This window comes from Micromonospora sp. L32, from assembly GCF_052068055.1.
Lineage (GTDB): Bacteria > Actinomycetota > Actinomycetes > Mycobacteriales > Micromonosporaceae > Micromonospora > Micromonospora purpureochromogenes.
This window is the reverse complement of the sequence record NZ_JBQHDD010000005.1, coordinates 1-18579: the sequence shown is the minus strand read 5'-3', so window position 1 is coordinate 18579 and position 18579 is coordinate 1. Positions and strand designations below refer to the sequence as shown.

Here is an 18579-nt window from a genome sequence, read left to right as displayed (position 1 = left end):
GGGCCGAAACTGCAAGATCGCGCGGGGTGGGGAGTGGGGGGAGTGGGGTGCTGGCCGAGGCGCGCTGGCCGGAGCCCGGCGACGGGCCGCCGCCGGCGCTGCCCGGGTTCGTGCACTCGCCGTTCGCGCCGCTGGTGGCGGCGGTGGCCGACCGCTGCCTGACCCGCCGGTACGGCACGCGCCCGGCGCCGGCGGGCACCACCCGCGCGGTGGTGCTGGTCAGCGCCGCCGGTGACCGGCCGAGCGCCGCGCACGTCCGCGCCACGGTCGCCGCCGGTGGCCGGGTCGGGCCGCTGTTCTTCTTCCAGTCGGTGCCGAACAGCGTGGCCGGGCACGTCGCGGCGCGCTGGGGACTAGACGGCCCGGTGGTGTGCCTGAGCCCCACCGGCGACCCGCGCGCGGACGGCCTGGCCCAGGCGGACCTGCTGCTGTACGACGGCGACGCCGACGAGGCGTTGCTGGTCCTGATGGAAGAGGCACCCGACGGCACGCCCACCGGGGCGGTCGCGGTGCTGCTGGGGGGAGGAACGAGGCAATGAGGACGAAGGGACTGCGCGGGGCGCTCGCCGCCGACACCGCGCTGGGCGCCGGCAACGTGCTCGCCCGGGTGCTGGCGCACGGGGCCGACCCGACGGGACCGGGGTTGACCTTCGACACCCCGGTCGACGGGCACCCCGCCGAGCGGCCGCTCACCCTGGGCCAGCTCGACGAGCGGGTCGCCGCCCGGGCAGCCTGGCTGCACCGGCGCGGCGTGCGGCCCCGCGACCCGATCGCGGTGTGGGCCACCGGCGCCGCCGACATGGTGCTCAGCTTCCTGGCGCTGACCCGGCTCGGCGCGATCCCCGCGCTGATGAACGGCAAGCTCCGCCCGGAGATCGCCGCCGAGTACAACCGCCGGCTGCGCGCCGCCGGGGTGCTCGCCGACGCCGCGCACACCGAGGCCCTCGCGGGACACGACCTGGGCGCGCCGCTGCTCGGGCAGCCCGCCGAGGCGGGCGCGGGTGACCCGGCCGACGCGCCGCCGCACTACCGCCACCACGACGAGGACCCGATCGTCATCACCCACACCTCCGGCACCACCGGGGTGCCGAAGGCGGTGCTGCACTCGCACGCCAGCCTCTTCGCCGCCACCCGGCACCTGCTGTCCATGCCGCAGGCGCAGGGCACCAGCCGGATCCTCAACGCGCTGCCCGCCCCGCACACCGCCACCGTGCTGATGGTCAACCAGGCGCTGGGCAACCGGGCGGAGATGCTGCTCCTGTCCGAGCAGGGCGGCGAGCGGGTACTCGACGCGATCCAGCGCTGGCGCCCCGACGGGGTGTTCGGCTTCTCCGTCACCTGGGCGGAGCTGGCCCGCTTCGACCTGTCCGGGTACGACCTGGACTCGGTGCGGCTGTGGTTCAACACCGGCGACTGCTCACACGAGCCGCACGTGCGGCGCCTCGTCGCGGTCGGCTCCCGGGACACCGTCACCCGCGAGGGCGTGGTGCGGGTACCCGGCTCGGTCTTCATCGACGGGCTCGGCTCCAGCGAGATGGGCCACTCGATGTTCCACCTCACCCACACCGCCGACACCGACCGGTACGGCCGCTGCGTCGGCCGCCCCTACCGGTTCACCAGGGTGGCGGTGCTCGACCTCGAGGGCAACGAACTGCCCCCCGGCGAGGTGGGCTGGCTGGGCATCGACTCCCCGTCGCTGTTCCGCGGCTACTGGAACGACTCGGTGACCACCTACCGGTCCCGGCTGCGCGGCTGGTACCTCACCGGCGACCTCGTGTACGCCGACGCCGAGGGCCGCTACTACCACCTGGACCGGGCCGTCGACTCGGTCGAGCTGGCCGACGGGCGGCGCTTCTTCACCGCGCTGTCGGAGGAGCGCATCCTGGCCGCCTGCCCCGACGTCACCGACTGCACCGTGGTGATCGTCAAGCGGGACGACGGCACCGTGGTCACCGACGTGCTGCTGGAACTGACCGCCGGCGCCGACCCGGGGACCGACCGCACCGGGGCCGTCCGCGCCGCGCTCGGGGCGGACGTCGGCGCGACCCTGCGCCGGGTGGTGCCGGTCGCCTCCGCCGACATCCCGGTGACCGTCACCGGCAAGGTACGCAAGGTGGCGCTGCGCGAGCGCTACCTGACCGAGTCGCCGTCATGACCGTCGTCATCACCGGGATGGGGTTGTTCAGCCCGGTCGGGCGGGGCGTGGCGGCCACCTTCGACGCGCTGACCACCGGGAAGTCCGGGCTGGCCCGGCCGCCCGAGGGGCACCCCGCCCGGGAGTCGCTGGAGGTCGCCGGGCTGCTGCCGCCGATCGACCCGCGTACGGTCGCCGCCGGCCCGGAGACCAAGGTGCTCGACCGGATCGTGGTGCTGGCGCTGCTCACCGCCGCCGACGCGCTCGCCGACGCCGGGATCGAGGTCGGCCGGGACGTCGACCCGGCGCGGATCGGCGTGATCGTCGGCGGGGTCGGCGGGATGTCCACGCTGGAGACGCAGGTGGTGGCGCGGGCCGCCCGGGGGCGGGCGGCGGTCAGCCCGTACCTGCTGACCGGGATCCTGCCGAACATGCCGTCGGCGCGGATCGCCATCGCGCACGGCATCCGCGGCTACAGCTCCGCGGTGGGCACGGCGTGCGCCTCCGGCGCCCAGTCGGTCGCTGACGCGGTCCGGCTGATCCGGGGCGGGGAGGCCGACGTGGTGATCTGCGGGGCCAGCGAGGCGCCGCTCTTCCCGACCTTCGCCGACACCTTCGGCAACGCCCGGGCGCTGGCCCGTGGCTGGGCGGACCCGACCCGGGCCAGCCGGCCGTTCGACAGCCGGCGCAACGGGTTCGTCCTCGCCGAGGGGGCGGCGCTGCTGGTGCTGGAACGCGCCGAGCACGCCGCGGCGCGCGGCGTCACCGCCTACGCCGAGGTGGCCGGGTACGGCGTTACCACCGACGCGTACCACCCGACCGCGCCCCGACCCGACGGCGCGGGCGCGGCCGAGTGCATGCGGCGGGCGCTGGCCGGCGGGGGAGTGTCGGCGGGCGACGTCGGCTACGTCAACGCGCACGGCACCGGCACCAAGCTCGGCGACATCGCCGAGACCACCGCGCTGGCGACGGTCTTCGGCGCCGGTGGGGTGCCGGTCAGCTCCACCAAGGCGCTCACCGGGCACCTGCTCGGCGCGTCCGGGGTGGTCGAGGCCGCCGCCTGCGCGCTGGCCCTCGGCGCGGGGCTGCTGCCGCCGACGTACCACCTCGACGACCCGGACCCGGACTGCCCGGCGGACCACATCCGGGTCGAGCCCCGGGCGACCGGGACGGAGTTCGCGCTGACCAACTCGTTCGGCTTCGGCGGCCAGAACGTCAGCCTGCTGCTGCGGCGCACCGCCGGGGCGCGGGCCGCCGGGCCGCACAGGTGACAACCCGGGCCTTACGCGCCCGGACCGCACTCACGGGGGGACATGGGGAAGGGCTGGAGATGGACATCCGTGGAATAGACCACATCGAACTGTACGTGGGGGACGCGCGGCAGGCCGCCTTCTACTTCGGCACTGCGATCGGCTTCCAACTGCGGGGCCAGGGGGGACCGGAGACCGGGCTGGCCGGGCAGCGCTCGCTGCTGCTCAGCCAGGGTGACATCCGGATGCTGCTCACCTCCGGGCTGACCGCCGGGCATCCCGCCGCGACGTACGTGCAGCGGCACGGCGACGGGATCGCGGTGGTGGCGCTGGAGGTCGGCGACGCCGCCGGGGCGTACGCGGAGCTGGTGGCCCGGGGTGCGACCGGGGTGAGCGCGCCGCGGACCTGGACCGGCGCGGACGCCGAGGTGGTGACCGCCGAGGTCGGCGGCTTCGGCGACGTGCTGCACCGGCTGGTGGAGCGGCGCGGCGACCGGACGGAGTTCCTGCCCGGGGCGGTGGAGACGACGCCGCCGGTCACCGACGACCACAAGCTGCTCGCCGAGATCGACCACCTGGCGGTCTGCGTGCCGCCGGGGCAGCTCGACGAGACCGTCGCGCACTACCAGCGGGTCTTCGGCTTCGCGCAGATCTTCGAGGAGCACATCGAGGTCGCCGGCCAGGCGATGAACTCCAAGGTGGTGCAGAGCCGGTCCGGGCGGGTCACCCTGGTGCTGCTGGAACCGGACGCGGGCCACCGCCCCGGCCAGATCGACGCGTTCCTCACCGCGCACCACGGCGCCGGGGTGCAGCACCTCGGGCTGCGCACCGACGACATCGTCACCGCCGTCGGGGCGCTGGCCGAGCGGGGGGTGCGCTTCGCCGGCACCCCCGGGGCCTACTACGACGACCTGGAGCGGCGGGTCGGCCCGATCGACGCGCCGCTGGACCGGCTGCGCGAGCTGAGCATCCTGGTCGACTCCGACCACGGCGGGCAGCTGCTGCAGATCTTCACCGAGTCGATGCACGTGCGCCGCACCCTCTTCCTCGAACTGATCGAGCGGCGCGGGGCGCGCACCTTCGGCAGCGGCAACATCAAGGCGCTCTACGAGGCCAAGGAACGGGAGCTGGCCGCGGCGGGGGCAACCCCCGCCGTCGTGGCCGGCACGGCACGAGGGGTTGGGGCATGACCACCACGGAGTTCCATCCGACGCTGACCGCCGAGGAGGAGGCGCTGCTCCCGTCCGACGAGGACGTGCGCCGCTACGCCGAACACGGCTGGTACCTGTCGAAGAAGCTGCTCACCGACGAGGAGGTGGACGCGCTCACCGCCGCCGCCGACCGCTACTACGGCGGCGAGCGGGACCGCCGCCTGCCGGTGCGCCCGCCGAAGCTCGCCTACTGGGAACCGGCCAAGGGCCCGGTGCAGCGGCACAACGACTACGTCCACCACGAGCACGACGGGCTGGCGGCGATCCTGCGCAAGCCGCTGATCGGCGCGGTCGCCGCCCGGCTGGCGCAGGCCGACGAGATCCGGATCTTCCAGTCCACGCTGATCTACAAGCCGCCGATCTCCGGCGAGCCGTCCAACATCGTGCCCTGGCACTTCGACAAGCACTACTGGGCGTCCTCGTCGTCGGAGAAGATGCTCACCGCCTTCATCCCGTTCCACGACTGCGGGGAGGAGATGGGCACCATCACCATGGTCGACGGCTCGCACCGGTGGCAGGAGATCGGCGCCGACGACACCGTCGTACGGCACTTCGCCGACCGGGACCGCGACCAGCTCGAGGAGATGCTGGCCGAGAACGCCGCGTACAACGGCGCGGAGATCCGCAAGATCCCAATGGTCATCCCCAAGGGACACATGAGCTTCCACCACTGCCGCACCTACCACGGCAGCGGCGCCAACGTCAGCGGCCGCCCGCGCCAGGCGATCTCGCTGCACCTGCAGGACGGCGACAACGCGTGGCGGGAGTATCCGCTCTCCGACGGCACGCTCGCCGCGTACAACCACGACGTGCTGGTCCGCCGCACCCACGAGGGGCGGCCCGACTACGCGGACCCCGAATACTGCCCGGTCATCTGGCGCGACCGCGCCCAGCAGGGAGGCTGACATGTCACGGTACGACTGGGGGAAGACGCATCCGGGCATCGAGCGGCTGGAGCAGGCGGTGACCGACCGCCGCGACGTGGTGGTCAAGCACCCGCTCTACGCCAACCTGGACACCCACGAGGCGCTGGTCACCTTCATGGAGCACCACGTCTTCGCGGTCTGGGACTTCATGTCCCTGCTGAAGTCGTTGCAACGGCAGCTCACCTGCGTCACGGTGCCGTGGATCCCCACCGGCCCGACCGGCAGCCGCCGCCTGATCAACGACATCGTGATGGTCGAGGAGAGCGACGAGCTCGGCGAGGGCTACATCAGCCACTTCGAGCTCTACGTGCGCGGCATGCGGGAGGCCGGCGCGGACACCACCGCCGTGGACACGCTGGTCGAGCTGCTGCGGGCCGGTCGCCCGGTGACCGCCGCGCTGGCCGAGGCCGGCGTCCCGGCGCCGTCGGCGCGGTTCGCCGCCACCACCTGGAAGATCATCGAGTCGACCCCGGTGCACTGCCAGGCCGCCGCCTTCGCCTTCGGCCGCGAGGACCTGATCCCCGACATGTTCACCCAGGTCGTCGCCGTCAACGAGCGCAGCAACCGGCTGCACACCTTCGTCGACTACCTGGAGCGGCACATCGAGGTCGACGGGGAGCAGCACACCCCGATGGCGATGCAGATGCTCGCCGACCTCTGCGGCGACGACGACGCCAGGTGGCAGGAGTGCGCCGACACGGTCAACCTGGCGCTCACCGCCCGGGCCGCGCTGTGGGACGACATCCTCGTCGCCGTGAAGGAGGGGCGCGACCGGTGACCGGCGCCGACCCGGTCCGGCTCTACCGCACGGTACGGCTGATCCGCCGCTTCGAGGAGCGGGCCGTCGAGCTGGTCCACTCCGGGGCGATCGTCGGCGGCATCCACCCGTACCTCGGTCAGGAGGGGATCGCCGCCGGGGTGTGCGCCGCGCTGCGCGAGGAGGACCTGGTCACCGGCACCCATCGCGGGCACGGGCACGTGCTGGCGAAGGGTGCCGACCCGGCCCGGATGATGGCCGAGCTGTTGGGGCGGGAGACCGGGCTGAACCGGGGCCGGGGCGGCTCGATGCACGCCGCCGACTTCTCCCGCGGGGTGCTCGGCGCCAACGCCATCGTCGGTGCCTCCGGGGCGATCCTCACCGGCGCGGTCTGGGCCCGCCGGCGGCGCGGCGACGACGTGGTGGGGGCGACCTTCTTCGGCGACGGCGCGGTCAACGAGGGGATGCTGCTGGAGGCGTTCAACCTGGCCGCGCTCTGGCGGGTGCCGGTGCTCTTCGTCTGCGAGAACAACGGCTACGCCACCACCATGCCGGTCGCCGGCGCGGTCGCCGGCACCATCGTCGGCCGGGCCGAGGCGTTCGGCATGCCGGCCGCCGTCGTCGACGGCCAGGACCCGGAGACGGTACGCGACGGCGCGGCCGCCGCCGTCGCGCGGATGCGCGCCGGCGGCGGCCCGGAGCTGGTCGAGGCCCGCACCTACCGCTTCGACGCCCACCACACCTTCGAACACGCGGTACGCCTCGACTACCGCCCGCCGGAGGAGGTGGCCGAGGGCCGCTCCCGGGACCCGGTGCACATCCAGGGCGCCCGGCTCGTCCCGGCGGACCGGGCGGCCGTCGACGCGGAGGTCGAGTCGACGCTCGACGCGGCCGTCGCGTTCGCCCTGGCCAGCCCCGAGCCCGACCCGGCCGGCGCGCTGGACCACCTGTACGCCAGCGGGCTGACCGCCCGGACGGGAGGTGGCTGATGCCACGGCTGTCCTACCGCAAGGCGCTGACCCGGGCGCTCGCCGACGAACTGGCCCGCGACGAGGCGGTGTTCCTGCTCGGCGAGGACATCCGGGTGGCCGCGTCGAACATCACCGCCGGCCTGCTCAAGCGGTTCGGGCCGGAGCGGGTCCTGGACACGCCCCTGTCCGAGCAGGCGTTCACCAGCTTCGCCACCGGCGCGGCGCTGGCCGGGATGCGCCCGGTGGTGGAGTTCCAGATCCCGTCGCTGCTCTTCCTGGTCTTCGAGCAGATCGTCAACCACGCGCACAAGTTCCCGCTGATGACCGGCGGGCAGTGCGCCGCCCCGGTCACCTACCTGGTGCCCGGCTCCGGCTCCCGGACCGGCTGGGCGGGGCAGCACTCCGACCACCCGTACTCGCTCTTCGCCCACGTCGGGATCGTCACCGCGGTGCCGGCCACCCCGACCGACGCGTACGGGCTGCTGGTCTCGGCGATCCGGCACGACGACCCGGTGGTGGTCTTCGCCCCGGCCGGCGCGCTGGACGTCCGCGAGGACGTCGACTTCGCCGCCCTCGCCCCGGTGCCGTTGGGCCGGGGCGTGGTGCGCCGGGCCGGCGACGACGTGACCGTGGTCGCCGTCGGGCACCTGGTGCACGACGCGCTCGCGGTCGCCGGGGAGCTGGCCGACCAGGTGTCGGTCGAGGTCTTCGACCCGCGCACGCTCTACCCGTTCGACCTCGACGGGCTGGTCGACTCGGTGACCCGGACCGGGCGGCTGGTGGTGCTCGACGACTCCAACCGGTCCTGCGGCATCGCCGGGGAGATCATCGCCAGTGTCGTGGAACGGGTCCCGCTGGCCGCCCCGCCCCGGCGGGTCACCCGCCCGGACGGCGCGGTGCTGCCCTTCGCGCCCGCGCTGGACCGGGCCGTGCAGCCCGGCCGGGCGGCCCTCACCGCCGCCATCCACCACGTGACCAAGGACGGATCATGATCGATGTGAACTACCCGTGGCCGGCGGCCGGCCGGGCGTGGACCGACCTGCCGGAGGCCGCCCGGCGGGCGATGGTCGCGGCCGGGGCGCAGGAGTGGGAGCGGATCTTCCACGGCCGGGCGACGTACAACAAGCAGTGGCGGCTGGCCCGGCCGACGGTGCTGACGGCCGACTCCTTCCGCGAGCTGAACGAGGTCTGCGACCGGATCGCCCAGCTCGTCCTGGACGCCTGCCGGCGGCGCGCCCGCACGGCGGGCGAACTGCGGCGGCTGCTCGGCGTGCCGGCGGGGGAGACCCGGCTGCTCGACGAGGACGAGCCGCTGACCGAGGCGCTGCTGGCCGCGTACCGGCCGGACGTGCTGCTCTCCGGCGGGGAGCCGCGGATCGTCGAGTACAACATCGACAGCAGCCTCGGCGGCGGCTTCGACGCCGACACGGTGATCCAGCGCTTCGCCCAGCTCTACCGGGAGCGCGGCCTCCTCGACGGCGTGCCGGCGCGGCCGGCACCGTCCCTGCTGGACCAGCGGTTCGTGGCGATCCGCGACGAACTGGGCCTGGCCGAGGGGGCCCGGGTGGCGCTGCTGATGGACTTCGACGCCGAGTACCCGGGGCTGGACGACCCGGAGACGTTCATCCGCATCCTCTCGCCCCTGGTGGACCAGGCCCGGCGCTTCGGCATCGACCTGGTCATCGCCCCGGTCGCCACCGCCACCCTGGACGCCGACCGGCGGCTGGTGGTGGGCGGCGCGCCGGTGGACGCGCTGTTCCGGCTCTTCGTGCCCAACCGGGTCACGCCGAGCCCCGGCCTGGAGGCGGTGGCGGGGGCGCTCGCCGCCGGCACCCTGCCGATGTTCGTCAGCGCCGCCGCCTGGCTGCTCGGCAACAAGGTCAACTTCGCCTGGCTCTACGAGGACCTGGACCAGCTCCCCGCCGACGACCAGGCCCTGATCCGCCGGTACGTGCCGCACACGGTGGTGCTGACCGAGGCCGAGCTGGACCGGGCGCTGGCCGAGCAGGCGGAGCTGGTGGCCAAGCCGGCCGACGGCTCCGCGGGCCACGACGTGCTGATCGGCCCGGAGCTGAGCGCGGCGGCCTGGGCCGACGGGGTTCGCGCGGCCGTGGCGCGGGGCGGCAACATCCTGCAGCGGTACATGCCGGCCGACCGGGTGGCGATGGACTTCGTGCAGATCGAGACCGGGGAGGTGGTCACCGCCGAGGTGCCGTACAGCATCGCCCCGTACCTGTTCGGCCGCACCGGCTCCGGCGCGCTGGCCCGGGTCGGCTACCCCGGCTGCGAGGGCGTGCTCAACCTCGCCCGGGGCGTCCTGCTGACCGGCATCCTGCTCACCGACTGACCCGGCCGAGGATCGTCTGTCGCCTCCCGTCGCGGCCGGCGTCGGGAGACGACAGACGATCCCGGGTCACGGCCGGGGCGCGCGTCGGGCGGCGAGGTGGGCGCCGAGCCGGCGTACCGTCTCCGCCGCCGCGATGGCGTCGCTGCGGGCGCTGCCGTGCCGGCCGTCGCTGCTGTACAGCGACGCCTCCGCGCCGGCCGGGTGGTCGGTGAGGTGCACGTGCACCGTGCGCAGCCGCGCGGCCAGCCGCCCCGTGTGCGAAGAAAGACGACGCATCCGCTCGCTCAGTCCGGACCGCAGGGGAGCCGGGACGGCCGGGCTGTGCGAGACGTCGAACATGCCGACGGTGACCACGTCCGCCCCGGCGTCCCGCAGCGCACCGATCATCTCGGCCAGCTCGGCGTCGACCGCGTCCGGGTCGAAAGCCGGGCGGAACGCGTCGTTGCCGCCGCAGACCACCAGGGCCAGGTCGGGGTCGAAGGCCAGCGCCGCGTCCAGTTGCGCCGCACGCACCTCGTGCGCCCGCAGCCCCCGCCGGCCCAGGTTGAGGTACGCCAGCCCGGGGTGGGCCGCACGCAGCTCGGCGGCGATCCGGTCCGCCCACTGCACCGGCGGATACCCGTCAACCGGCTCGCACATCCCCTCGGCGACGCTGTCGCCCAGCACCACGAACCGGCGCCACGGATGCCCGGCGAGCAGCGCCGCGCTCTCGCCCTCGCGCAGGCAGTACGGATCGGTCGCTTCGGTCAGCGTCGATGGCATGGCCGGCAGGCTAGCCGACCCGGGCGATGGGCGTCGACACCGCGTCGGAAGCACGACCCTGAGCTGGCAGTGCGCCGAATCCAACAGCGTCCATCGATGTCGACGCGTTACGCGGCCACGTCCGGTCCGGCCCGGGGTGAACAACCGCGCCGGGGGCCTGGATCCGGCCCGGCGCCGGGAGAAACATGTGCACTCATCGATCGGCCGATCGGGCCGTCCAGCCCTCCCCGGGAGGAACGCGTGAGACTCACTCGACGTGGTGTGATGTCCGCCGTCACCGTCGCCCTGCTCACCGGCGCCGTCGCCGCGGCACCGGCGCACGCCGCCCCCGCACCCCTGTCCGCCGAACGGGCCGCCACCCTCACGGCCGCGCTCGGCGCCGACCGTACCGCCGGCTCCTACGTCGACACTTCCGGGCGTACCGTCGTCGCCGTGACCGACGCGCGCGCCGCCGCCACGGTCCGGGCCGCCGGCGGGCAGGCCCGCCTGGTCACCCGCAGCACCGCCGCGCTGGAGCGCGCGCAGTCCCGGGTGGACCTCGGCGTCACCGGCACCGCGACGTACGTCGACCCGGTGACCAACCAGGTCGTGGTCGGCGTGGACAGCACGGTCAGCGCCGCCGACCGGGCCCGCATCGGGGCCGCCGTGGCCGCCTCCGGCGGCAGCGCGCGCACGACCGACCTGGCCGGGACGCTGAGCATGCGGATCTCCGGCGGCGACGCCATCTACGGCGGCGGCTACCGCTGCTCGCTCGGCTTCAACGTGCGCAGCGGCAGCACCTACTACTTCCTCACCGCCGGGCACTGCACCAACCTCTCGGCGAGCTGGTACGCCAACTCGGCGCTGAGCACCAAGCTCGGCGACCGGACCGGCAGCAGCTTCCCCGGCAACGACTACGGCATCGTCCGCTACACCAACACCTCGGTCGCCATCGACGGCTCGGTCGGCACGCAGGACATCACCGCCGCCGGTGACGCGTACGTCGGCCAGGCCGTGACCCGCCGCGGCAGCACCACCGGCACCCGCACCGGCACGGTCACCGGCCTCAACGCCACCGTCCGGTACGCCGAGGGCACCGTGCGCGGCATGATCGCCACCAACGTCTGCGCCGAGCCGGGTGACAGCGGCGGCCCGCTCTACGCCGGCAGCACCGCGCTCGGCCTGACCTCCGGCGGAAGTGGCAACTGCCGCACCGGCGGCCAGACCTTCTTCCAGCCCGTCAAGGAAGCCCTGAGCAAGTACGGCGTCGCCGTCTTCTGACGCCGGTTGAGGTGGCTCCCCGGTGCGCGCACCGGGGAGCCACCTCACGTGGCGGACCGGCGTCGCCTGTGGCGTCGGCTGCGGGCCCGGTTGCCCAGCTGCGGCGGGCCGGCCGGGCCCCGCTGCTGCCGTTCCAGACGCCGGCGGGCCCGCTTCGACAGTCCGTCGTCGCCGGTGCCGTAGTCGCGCAGGAGCCCCCAGGACGCGCCGAACGCCAGCCCCAGGAACGCCACCCCGAAGCCGAAGCTGGTGTAGGGCACCTTGCTCGGACGCCATGCCACGGTCGCGCCCGGCCCCTGCACCCGCGCCCGGACCGGCGTCGTCGGGCGCTCGTCGAAGATCGGTTCGATCGTCACCTGCGGGATGCGCAGGCTCCCGTCGTCGGCCGTGAACCGGCCCGAGCAGATCCACCGGCGGACCTCCCGGCGCACCGACGAATCGCATCCGGTGACCTCGACCCGTCCCGGGACCCCGGTGTGTTCGCCGACCGTCGCCCGGGCACCCTGCCACAGGGCACCCAGGCCGATCAGGGTGAGACTGCCCCCGAACACCAGCACCAGTGCGAGGCGGATCCAGATCTCCGCTCGCGGCACGACGCCCTGGCGCCGCGGTTCCGCCTCCTGCCGCATGCCGGGATGGTACGAGTGCGGGTCGAGGCGAGGCGCTCGTGGCGTACCCCCTCGGCGGCCGTCACCGGCGATAACCTCGGCGGCGGAGGTGAGGCCGGGTGGTGCAGGTGGCGGTCTGTGGCCCGGCGTCCGCGACGCCGGCCGAGCTGGCCCACGCCCGCCGGGTGGGGGAGCTGCTCGCCGCGCGCGGCGCGACCGTCCTCTGCGGAGGTGGCGGCGGGGTGATGGCCGCGGTCGCCGCCGGCGCCCGGGCCCACCACGGCCTGGTCATCGCGGTACGCCCCGACGACGGCACCGCCCCCGGCCCGGTCGCCGACGCGTCCGTGACGCTGCTGACCAACCTGGGACAGGCCCGCAACGCCGTCCTGGTGTGGAGCGCCGACGCGGTGATCGCGGTGGGCGGCTCCTGGGGCACCCTCAGCGAGGTGGCGCTGGCGATGCGCCGGGGCGGGGTACCGGTGGTGGTGCTCGGCGGCTGGCGGGTGGTGGACGCCACCGGGGCGCCGGTGTCCGGCCCGCGCCACGTCGACACCCCGGAGGAGGCGGTCGGTGTGGCGCTGGCCGACCGGCCGGGCGACGACGAGTCCGCTCCGGCACGGCGGGCGTAGCCTCTTCCCATGATCAGATGTTGTCGGTCGGCGATTCCCCGGTGGCCGTGTCGGTGAGGCGGTGGGCCCGTGACGCGTGGCCGGTCGCGCTCTGGACCGTCGGCCTGGTCGGGCTCTGCGCGGTCGGACTCGGCCCGTCGTTCTCACCGGCGAGCTGCGCCGAGCGGGAGGCGGGGGTCGCCGCGCCGCTGCACACCGACGTGGCGCCGGTCGCCCGGGAGTTGGCACCGCTCGGCGCGATCCTGGAGGTGCACTGGGTGCAGCGGGTCGACGGCGGACTCTGCGACCTCAGCCCCGGTGCCCTGCGCCTGGCCCGCGAGGGTGTCGCCCGGGTCGCCGACGTGGCCGCGTTGACGCGATTGACAGCGCCGGACACTGAGGACCGCGCCGACTTGGTCGCGCCCGACGCGCGACTGTCGCCATGGTTGCCATCCCGCCCCGATTGGTGGTCGGGACCGGCACTGGACGCGCGCTTCGACGCGGGGGCGGACCACGCGTCGGCCTGGTACTGGCTGGATCGCGCCAGCGGAGTCGTCTACTTCCGCTCCGATGTGGACCACGAGCCCGGAGCCTGACCTCGACGCCTCCTGCCGGGGTCGTCGCCGCCCCCGGCCGCAGACCCGTCCCGGGCCACCGTTCACGGGGAGGCAGCGCTGAAGGCGCGTCCGTGCGGAGGGTCAGCCGCGCGGACGGACCCAGGACAGGAAACGATCGGCCAGCTGGGGGCGGTTGCCGCTGTCGAGCTGGGCGATGTCGTCTTCGGCCTCGTCCTTCAGCTCCGACAGGTGGTGCCGCAGCCCGTGCCGGTCGTCCGCGTACGCGTCGAGCAGGTCGAGCTTCGCCGAGGCGCACGGCCAGGGATGGGCGTCGACGCGACACAGCCACATCGGCCGCAGGGGAATGTGCCGTGTCGCCTGCTCGATCATGCGATCACCGTGACCCGGTCGACCCGCACGGAGGCGTACCGCTCGCGGGGGTCCACCGACCCGTCCGGCCGTACGTCGTGCCCCCGCAACTCGGCCCAGCGCTCGCCGCCGTGCGTGGCCTGGCCGACCACCTCCTCGACGCGCATGCGCAACGGGCCCGCGCCGAAGGCGTAGTCGGCCTCCGGGACAATGATGGTGGCTCCAGGCCTCATGGCCGTGCCCGGGACAGCAGCCGGCGGTGCCCCCGGTGTGGCGTTCACCCGTCCGCGGCCTCGGAACGGCGGGACGAGTGGACCGATTGGACCCGGTACGCGCGGCGGTGGCGGTGCTGATAGCTCGCTCGGCTTCTGCTCGGGCTGCGGCTTGTCCTTGGGCACGGTTCTTCCCTGTCTGTCGGCGTTGGAGATGGGGCCACCCCGCCATCGCCGGGGCGGCCCCGCCACGAACGCGACCGCCGGGTTTCGTCTCCTCCACCGGCCGCGCCGTCCTGGCTTCCACCCTGGACGCCCGACTCATACGCTGGAAACAGTGACCGCAGGATCGCGGAGCGTGGCGGTCGGTTGGAGACGGGTGAGGAATGCCGTGGGAGACCGTGGAAGGGCGTGGAAGCTGTGGGAATCTCGCCGTCGGAGTACCTTCTGCGCGAGCTGCGGCGACGGCTGACGGCTGCGGGGCTGACTCAAAGCCCAGCTGGGCGAGCGCGTCTTCTGCTCCGACTCCCAGGTAAGCGCGATCGAGACCGGTATGAAGCCGCCCACTCGGCCTTACCTGACAGCGGTCGACGACGCGCTGGGCGCGGACGGCTACTTCGCGACCCTCTGGGATGAGTTGGTCAAGGGCGACGCCGCGCCGATCTGGCTCCGTGAGTGGATCGAGATTGAGCGCGAGGCGACCGCGTTGCGCTGGTACGAGCACGCCTTCGTGCCCGGCCTCCTGCAGACCGAGGGGTATGCACGTGCAACGTTCCGGGCGGCACGGGTGCCCACCTCGGAACTCGACCAGCGGGTCGCGGCGCGCATGGAGCGGCAAGTCGTCCTCGCCCGCGAACCCGCCCCGCAGCTGTTCGTGGTTCTGGACGAGATGGTCGTCCGACGGGCGTGCGGCGGCGCGGACGTGATGGCCGAGCAGCTGCAGCACCTCATCGCCTGCGCCGAACAGCCGCATATCCAGTTGCACATCGTCCCGACGTCGGCTGGCATGTACTCGGGCCTGGCCGGGGCATTCATCGTCGCCGACCTGCCGGACGGGTCTCGGGCCGGCTACGTCGACAACCAGCGTGCGGCGCAGATCGTGGGACAGGCCGAGGAGGTTGCTAGCCTTGGACTGTCGTGGGACGCGGTCCGGGGCGAGGCCCTCCCGCTCGGCCTGACTCTCGACGTTCTCACGGAAGCGGCAAAGACATGGACATGACCGGTGCCAAATGGCGGAAGTCATCCCGCTCTTCCACGAACGGCGGCGCGTGCGTCGAGGTCGCCGACAACGTGCCGGGCATCGTCGGGGTGCGGGACTCCAAGGACCCGGCCGGTCCGGCGTTGACCTTCTCGCCGGCCGCCTGGCGGGCGTTCGTCGCCCGCGTGGCCGAGCGGGCCTGACCGACCCCGAGCACGAGGGCGCCCGCCCCCGATCGGGCGGATTCTGGGAGTCGTCGCAACACGCCTGGTCAACGACTTGCTGAAGGCAGCCTAACGAGAACTGGCTGGAGCCTAGCGGGACGGGCGGGCCAGGCACTGGACACGGCCCACGCCCGGATCGCGGCAAAAGAGTGCCCATCAATGGCTGGGCTGCCTCAGCCAGTTCGGCTGGTAACACTTGCGCAACACCTTAGTTTCTAGTCCACGCTCGACGCATGATGGTCGATGACTTTTCCGAGGTAGAGCGCCGCATCCGGGACCACCAAGGCGAAGAGTTTTTTACCCGGACCGGACTGCCTATGACCTACGTGGTCGATGACGACCGGATCAAGGTCAGCCGGGCAAAGCCATGGTTGTCCATGGACGGAGCGAGGCGAATCTGGGCCATGGGCCCTGAAGCCACCCTTACTGACGCTGACCAGCGGATCACCGGGCGTGCGTACCTATTCGCCATCCTCCGCGACCCTCGGATCCGGTCCGTTGGGTAACACTGGGCGCGTTCGAACGTGCCTGGCAATCGGCCGGCGAGTAGGAGTCGGCGATAGCCAACGGCGCAGGAGTGTGTGCCGCGGCATCTGGGGTCACCGAACGTGGCAACGCGCCGACGACCGGCGCGCACGCAAGGCGGCAGATGCGGATGCGGCAGTGATCAAGGGTTGACAAGCTCAAGCCAGCTGCGGCAACCTTGCAGCCGACCACGCGATCGGCGTGGGCACTCTGCATGAGGGAATGACGCCTGTGATCCGGGTAGGCCGAGCGGCCGCCTGAGTGTTGACCACGCGACGAATGATCGTCGCGCGGCTCTATCACGGTTGAGCGGTCCAACGCTTCTTTCCGCGCACCGCAGTTTCTCTCATGCATCGAGGTTCACGTTGATCATGGATGTCCGCATCCAGCAATCCGTCGTCGCCAACCTGTCCAACCGACCCGCGCCCTTAGAGGTGGGGCCGTTCGTGATTGGGATGGATCCGACAACGACCAGTCCCTACATCAACTACGCGACGCCGCGTCCCGGTACTGCCATCACCGCGGCCGATGTCACCGCCCTGGTCGCAGCCTTCCACGCGGCTGATCGCAAACCCCGCCTGGAGTACGTCACCAGCTGCGCCCCCAGCCTGGAAGCACTTCTGACCGCCGCCGGCTTCATCGTGGAAGCCCGGCACACCTACCTGCTCTGTATGCCCGACACATTGAAGACACCACCCACGCTCGACCACCTCAGTCTGTACGAACCGGGCACCGATTTTCAGCGCGCCGCGCTGATCAGCGCGCAGAACGAAGCCTTCGGCGGCGACCCGGTGGCCTCCGAGGCTGACGTAGCTCGCCTCCGGCGCCAGCAGGGCGCGGGAGGCGTGGCCGTCATGGCCGTCACTGACGACGGCACCTGTGCAGGAGGTGGCGGGGCGGTCCCGCCCACCGGCGCGGTAAGCGAGGTCGCCGGCATCGCCGTTCGCAAGCCCTACCGCCGCCAGGGACTGGCGGGCGCGATCACCGCCGAAACAACCCGGCGGCTGTTCACCGCAGGCGCGGAAATTGCCTGGCTGGAGGCCTCGGGCGAGGAATCGTGGCGGATATACGAGCGCGCCGGCTACCGACCTGCCGGTCAACGGCTCTACATCGCCTTGAACTGAGGTCCGACACAGAACCCGGGCTGAGGTCACCGACCAAGGCCCGGGCCACCTCTGCGGTTCACTTCACGCCACGGAGCAACCGCTCTTCGGCAGACTCGGACGTTTGGAGAGGATGGTCGAACGCGCGCATCGCGGCATGTGCGCGTGTTCCAAGGGGTCCCGCGACCAGCCTTTTCGAGGTGGCGTAATCGGCTTGTGCGGAGTGCCGAGGGTTGCTTCGCTGTTGCCCGTGACCGAACTTGAAACGCCGCGACTGTGCTTGCACGCCATCGACGCGGCAGAGGGTGAACGCATCGTCGGGCGGCGCGCCGGAGCCGGGGATGCCTGGGCTGAGGATTTTCCTTTCGACGGCGACGTCATCGGCGTCACGGCCTTTCTCACAGCCACGGCCGCCCACGGGGACCAGCGCCCTTTCGGGCACTACCGGATCACCCGGACCGCCGACGGGAAGGCCATCGGTGGAATCGGTTTCAAGGGTCAGCCGGACGGCGGATGTGTCGAGGTCGGTTACGGCCTCGCCCCATCAGCCCGGGGCCACGGCTACGCAGCGGAGGCACTCGTCGCCCTGCTGAACGTTGCGGCCGATCACGGATTGTCCCGAGTTGTCGCCGACACCACCGGGGACAACGTCGCCTCCCGGCGGACCCTCGAACGTGCCGGGTTCCGCCACATAGGCGCCAACGGTGACCTCTACCTGTACGAGGTACTCCTCGACGCCCCTTCGCGACCGGCTCAGACGCAGTAGCCCGATCGCCCGTTGGGGCAGCGCGTAGTTCCCGCGTGATCGGTGGTCCTTCGGAACCGTCTATCGCTCATCGGCAAAGCCACGAGCGGCTGGCTACTCGCGAAGGTGCCACGTTCGGCCACTCAGTCGAGACAGAACTCGTTGCCCTCGATGTCCTGCATCAGGAGGCACGACTCGTTGTCGCCATCGGCAGGCAGTAGTCGCACGCGTACCGCGCCGAGCGCGACCAGTCGTGCGCATTCGGCCTCAAGTGCGGCCACGCGCTCTTCGCCCACGAGCCCGGTGCCGACCCGCACGTCAAGATGCACCCGATTCTTGACGACCTTGCCTTCGGGAACGCGCTGGAAGAACAGTCGCGGGCCCACACCTGAGGGATCAAGGCATGCGAACGCTGAGCCCTTATGCTCAGGCGGCAGCGCGCGACCGAAATCCTCCCAGGTAGCAAACCCCTCCGGTGGCGGCGGTACGACGTACCCCAACACCTCGCACCAGAACCGAGCGACGCGCTCAGGTTCTGCGCAGTCGAAGGTGACTTGGATCTGCTTGACCGATGCCATCGGCCCACCATAGAGGCCGGGTGTTTCGTCGTCTCCACGGGCCGACCATCCGCCGTGACGGCTGATCGCTGGCCGACGCACACGATCGGCGGCAAGTGAGGATGCCGACCCATCCAGGCGGGCGCTGATCTTGCAGGCGACACCTCGCACGGTTCGGTCAGGCTCATAAGGAAGACTGGAAGGCATGGCTGATCTTGGCGACCCGAAGGCTGCGCTGCACCACTACCTCCAGGC

The 18579-nt window shown here is 72.7% G+C and carries 21 protein-coding genes; 16 read left to right on the top strand and 5 right to left on the bottom strand.

Annotation, left to right across the window (positions count from 1 at the left end; all coding sequences use genetic code 11):
• Positions 1 to 26 precede the first annotated feature (26 nt).
• The 9 genes from ACTMTB_RS14940 to ACTMTB_RS14900 are packed head-to-tail and all read left to right on the top strand — an operon-like array spanning position 27 to position 9596.
• On the top strand, positions 27 to 539 hold the full coding sequence (locus tag ACTMTB_RS14940) for a beta-ketoacyl synthase chain length factor (protein WP_441145993.1): 513 nt from the start codon (positions 27 to 29) through the stop codon (positions 537 to 539).
• Positions 536 to 2155, top strand: a complete 1620-nt coding sequence (locus tag ACTMTB_RS14935) for a class I adenylate-forming enzyme family protein (RefSeq protein WP_441145991.1) — start codon at positions 536 to 538, stop codon at positions 2153 to 2155. Before ACTMTB_RS14940 ends, ACTMTB_RS14935 begins: the two co-directional genes overlap by 4 nt.
• Complete coding sequence (locus ACTMTB_RS14930; protein WP_441145989.1) at positions 2152 to 3405, top strand: beta-ketoacyl-[acyl-carrier-protein] synthase family protein; 1254 nt, start codon at positions 2152 to 2154, stop codon at positions 3403 to 3405. The genes ACTMTB_RS14935 and ACTMTB_RS14930 overlap by 4 nt, the downstream gene beginning before the upstream one ends.
• 59 nt (positions 3406 to 3464) lie before the next feature.
• Entirely contained in the window at positions 3465 to 4574 is a 1110-nt protein-coding gene (gene hppD / locus ACTMTB_RS14925) for a 4-hydroxyphenylpyruvate dioxygenase (RefSeq protein WP_441145988.1), read from the top strand.
• Positions 4571 to 5500 (top strand): phytanoyl-CoA dioxygenase family protein, encoded by a 930-nt coding sequence (locus ACTMTB_RS14920; protein ID WP_441145986.1) that lies wholly within the window; start codon positions 4571 to 4573, stop codon positions 5498 to 5500. Before hppD ends, ACTMTB_RS14920 begins: the two co-directional genes overlap by 4 nt.
• Position 5501: 1 nt before the next feature.
• Positions 5502 to 6299 (top strand): DUF3050 domain-containing protein, encoded by a 798-nt coding sequence (locus tag ACTMTB_RS14915; protein WP_441145984.1) that lies wholly within the window; start codon positions 5502 to 5504, stop codon positions 6297 to 6299.
• A complete protein-coding gene (locus ACTMTB_RS14910; protein ID WP_441145982.1) occupies positions 6296 to 7267 on the top strand; it encodes a thiamine pyrophosphate-dependent dehydrogenase E1 component subunit alpha in 972 nt (323 codons plus the stop codon). The genes ACTMTB_RS14915 and ACTMTB_RS14910 overlap by 4 nt, the downstream gene beginning before the upstream one ends.
• Positions 7267 to 8241: an alpha-ketoacid dehydrogenase subunit beta gene (locus tag ACTMTB_RS14905; protein ID WP_441145980.1), complete on the top strand. Its 975-nt coding sequence runs from the start codon at positions 7267 to 7269 to the stop codon at positions 8239 to 8241. Before ACTMTB_RS14910 ends, ACTMTB_RS14905 begins: the two co-directional genes overlap by 1 nt.
• Positions 8238 to 9596 (top strand): hypothetical protein, encoded by a 1359-nt coding sequence (locus ACTMTB_RS14900; RefSeq protein WP_441145978.1) that lies wholly within the window; start codon positions 8238 to 8240, stop codon positions 9594 to 9596. The genes ACTMTB_RS14905 and ACTMTB_RS14900 overlap by 4 nt, the downstream gene beginning before the upstream one ends.
• A 66-nt stretch (positions 9597 to 9662) precedes the next feature.
• Here ACTMTB_RS14900 and ACTMTB_RS14895 read toward each other — a convergent pair whose 3' ends face one another.
• Positions 9663 to 10358: an SGNH/GDSL hydrolase family protein gene (locus ACTMTB_RS14895; RefSeq protein ID WP_441145977.1), complete on the bottom strand. Its 696-nt coding sequence runs from the start codon at positions 10356 to 10358 to the stop codon at positions 9663 to 9665.
• 264 nt (positions 10359 to 10622) lie between these two features.
• Here ACTMTB_RS14895 and ACTMTB_RS14890 point away from each other — a divergent pair, with 264 nt between their 5' ends.
• Positions 10623 to 11618 (top strand): S1 family peptidase, encoded by a 996-nt coding sequence (locus ACTMTB_RS14890; protein WP_441145975.1) that lies wholly within the window; start codon positions 10623 to 10625, stop codon positions 11616 to 11618.
• A gap of 44 nt (positions 11619 to 11662) precedes the next feature.
• Here the strand turns inward: ACTMTB_RS14890 and ACTMTB_RS14885 are convergent, their stop codons facing one another.
• Entirely contained in the window at positions 11663 to 12247 is a 585-nt protein-coding gene (locus ACTMTB_RS14885) for a hypothetical protein (RefSeq protein ID WP_441145973.1), read from the bottom strand.
• A gap of 98 nt (positions 12248 to 12345) precedes the next feature.
• On the opposite strand from ACTMTB_RS14885, the gene ACTMTB_RS14880 reads away from it, so the two are divergent.
• Together ACTMTB_RS14880 and ACTMTB_RS14875 are read left to right on the top strand one after the other, a co-directional pair.
• Entirely contained in the window at positions 12346 to 12855 is a 510-nt protein-coding gene (locus tag ACTMTB_RS14880) for a dethiobiotin synthetase (protein ID WP_441145971.1), read from the top strand.
• Between the two features lie 17 nt (positions 12856 to 12872).
• Positions 12873 to 13430: a hypothetical protein gene (locus tag ACTMTB_RS14875; protein WP_441145969.1), complete on the top strand. Its 558-nt coding sequence runs from the start codon at positions 12873 to 12875 to the stop codon at positions 13428 to 13430.
• Between the two features lie 102 nt (positions 13431 to 13532).
• Here the strand turns inward: ACTMTB_RS14875 and ACTMTB_RS14870 are convergent, their stop codons facing one another.
• Together ACTMTB_RS14870 and ACTMTB_RS14865 are read right to left on the bottom strand one after the other, a co-directional pair.
• Positions 13533 to 13781: a flavin reductase gene (locus ACTMTB_RS14870; protein WP_441145967.1), complete on the bottom strand. Its 249-nt coding sequence runs from the start codon at positions 13779 to 13781 to the stop codon at positions 13533 to 13535.
• Positions 13778 to 13993 (bottom strand): hypothetical protein, encoded by a 216-nt coding sequence (locus tag ACTMTB_RS14865; RefSeq protein WP_441145965.1) that lies wholly within the window; start codon positions 13991 to 13993, stop codon positions 13778 to 13780. Before ACTMTB_RS14865 ends, ACTMTB_RS14870 begins: the two co-directional genes overlap by 4 nt.
• 532 nt (positions 13994 to 14525) lie before the next feature.
• On the opposite strand from ACTMTB_RS14865, the gene ACTMTB_RS14860 reads away from it, so the two are divergent.
• The 4 genes from ACTMTB_RS14860 (at position 14526) to ACTMTB_RS14845 (ending at position 17788) form a co-directional block, all read left to right on the top strand.
• Complete coding sequence (locus tag ACTMTB_RS14860) at positions 14526 to 15191, top strand: DUF5753 domain-containing protein (protein ID WP_441145964.1); 666 nt, start codon at positions 14526 to 14528, stop codon at positions 15189 to 15191.
• Positions 15182 to 15373 carry a DUF397 domain-containing protein gene (locus ACTMTB_RS14855; protein WP_441145962.1) on the top strand — a complete coding sequence of 64 codons (192 nt, stop codon included), beginning with the start codon at positions 15182 to 15184 and terminating at the stop codon, positions 15371 to 15373. Before ACTMTB_RS14860 ends, ACTMTB_RS14855 begins: the two co-directional genes overlap by 10 nt.
• A 917-nt stretch (positions 15374 to 16290) precedes the next feature.
• Positions 16291 to 17043 (top strand): GNAT family N-acetyltransferase, encoded by a 753-nt coding sequence (locus tag ACTMTB_RS14850; protein WP_441145960.1) that lies wholly within the window; start codon positions 16291 to 16293, stop codon positions 17041 to 17043.
• A gap of 229 nt (positions 17044 to 17272) precedes the next feature.
• Positions 17273 to 17788: a GNAT family N-acetyltransferase gene (locus ACTMTB_RS14845; RefSeq protein ID WP_441145958.1), complete on the top strand. Its 516-nt coding sequence runs from the start codon at positions 17273 to 17275 to the stop codon at positions 17786 to 17788.
• Between the two features lie 122 nt (positions 17789 to 17910).
• On the opposite strand, the gene ACTMTB_RS14840 is transcribed toward ACTMTB_RS14845, so the two are convergent.
• Entirely contained in the window at positions 17911 to 18345 is a 435-nt protein-coding gene (locus ACTMTB_RS14840) for a VOC family protein (protein ID WP_441145956.1), read from the bottom strand.
• Positions 18346 to 18579: the final 234 nt, after the last annotated feature.

Excerpts from the sequence above, each read along its gene's own strand:
- ACTMTB_RS14935 (WP_441145991.1), top strand. The coding sequence starts at position 536 with ATGAGGACGAAGGGACTGCGCGGGGCGCTCGCCGCCGACACCGCGCTG.
- ACTMTB_RS14930 (WP_441145989.1), top strand. The coding sequence starts at position 2,152 with ATGACCGTCGTCATCACCGGGATGGGGTTGTTCAGCCCGGTCGGGCGG.
- hppD (WP_441145988.1), top strand. The coding sequence starts at position 3,465 with ATGGACATCCGTGGAATAGACCACATCGAACTGTACGTGGGGGACGCG.
- ACTMTB_RS14920 (WP_441145986.1), top strand. The coding sequence starts at position 4,571 with ATGACCACCACGGAGTTCCATCCGACGCTGACCGCCGAGGAGGAGGCG.
- ACTMTB_RS14915 (WP_441145984.1), top strand. The coding sequence starts at position 5,502 with ATGTCACGGTACGACTGGGGGAAGACGCATCCGGGCATCGAGCGGCTG.
- ACTMTB_RS14905 (WP_441145980.1), top strand. The coding sequence starts at position 7,267 with ATGCCACGGCTGTCCTACCGCAAGGCGCTGACCCGGGCGCTCGCCGAC.
- ACTMTB_RS14900 (WP_441145978.1), top strand. The coding sequence starts at position 8,238 with ATGATCGATGTGAACTACCCGTGGCCGGCGGCCGGCCGGGCGTGGACC.
- ACTMTB_RS14895 (WP_441145977.1), bottom strand. The coding sequence starts at position 10,358 with ATGCCATCGACGCTGACCGAAGCGACCGATCCGTACTGCCTGCGCGAG.
- ACTMTB_RS14890 (WP_441145975.1), top strand. The coding sequence starts at position 10,623 with ATGTCCGCCGTCACCGTCGCCCTGCTCACCGGCGCCGTCGCCGCGGCA.
- ACTMTB_RS14885 (WP_441145973.1), bottom strand. The coding sequence starts at position 12,247 with ATGCGGCAGGAGGCGGAACCGCGGCGCCAGGGCGTCGTGCCGCGAGCG.
- ACTMTB_RS14875 (WP_441145969.1), top strand. The coding sequence starts at position 12,873 with ATGTTGTCGGTCGGCGATTCCCCGGTGGCCGTGTCGGTGAGGCGGTGG.
- ACTMTB_RS14870 (WP_441145967.1), bottom strand. The coding sequence starts at position 13,781 with ATGATCGAGCAGGCGACACGGCACATTCCCCTGCGGCCGATGTGGCTG.
- ACTMTB_RS14865 (WP_441145965.1), bottom strand. The coding sequence starts at position 13,993 with ATGAGGCCTGGAGCCACCATCATTGTCCCGGAGGCCGACTACGCCTTC.
- ACTMTB_RS14860 (WP_441145964.1), top strand. The coding sequence starts at position 14,526 with ATGAAGCCGCCCACTCGGCCTTACCTGACAGCGGTCGACGACGCGCTG.
- ACTMTB_RS14855 (WP_441145962.1), top strand. The coding sequence starts at position 15,182 with ATGGACATGACCGGTGCCAAATGGCGGAAGTCATCCCGCTCTTCCACG.
- ACTMTB_RS14850 (WP_441145960.1), top strand. The coding sequence starts at position 16,291 with ATGGATGTCCGCATCCAGCAATCCGTCGTCGCCAACCTGTCCAACCGA.
- ACTMTB_RS14840 (WP_441145956.1), bottom strand. The coding sequence starts at position 18,345 with ATGGCATCGGTCAAGCAGATCCAAGTCACCTTCGACTGCGCAGAACCT.